The sequence below is a fragment of the Flavobacterium branchiophilum NBRC 15030 = ATCC 35035 genome (assembly GCF_002217205.1).
Lineage (GTDB): Bacteria > Bacteroidota > Bacteroidia > Flavobacteriales > Flavobacteriaceae > Flavobacterium > Flavobacterium branchiophilum.
The window spans coordinates 1-537 of sequence record NZ_MUGT01000215.1 but is presented as its reverse complement, the minus strand read 5'-3'; the positions used below and the strand labels follow the sequence as shown (position 1 = coordinate 537).

The 537-nt window shown below is 37.4% G+C and carries 2 tRNA genes; both read right to left on the bottom strand.

The features are described 5' to 3' along the window. Window positions 1-195 precede the first annotated feature (195 nt). Window positions 196-269 (bottom strand) — tRNA-Ala (locus B0A58_RS15960). A gap of 109 nt (window positions 270-378) precedes the next feature. Next, window positions 379-452 (bottom strand) — tRNA-Ile (locus B0A58_RS15955). Window positions 453-537: the final 85 nt, after the last annotated feature.

The following is a 537-nucleotide window of genomic DNA, read 5'->3' as shown; positions in this document are numbered from 1 at the left end:
TTTTAAATATGCAATAAATTGCTTATTTACGTTATATGCAATAAATGACACATTTATTTTATACGCGATTAATCGCGTATCTACTTTCTACTTTTTAAATGTTTTTATCTCAATATGTCAATGAACTTTCCAGCCCCCTAGCTCACAAAGGGGAACTAGTTGTCAACTCCCCTTTAGGGGGTTGGGGGGCTTTTGTGGAGAATATCGGAGTCGAACCGATGACCTCCTGCGTGCAAGGCAGGCGCTCTAGCCAGCTGAGCTAATCCCCCAATTTAATTATGAATTGTGAATTATGAATTGTGAATTATGAATTAGGAATTTTTTGTAATTCGTAATTTTTCAACCCTAGAATTTCCTTCTTATGTATATGAACGTTTGTAGTCCCGCCCAGACTCGAACTGGGGACCCCTACATTATCAGTGTAGTACTCTAACCAGCTGAGCTACGAGACTCTGTTTTTTTTTATTATGTTGAACTAACAGCGAGAGTAATGTTTTGTAATCTTATTTACATCTTTCTCTTATTGTTGCTTGCGCT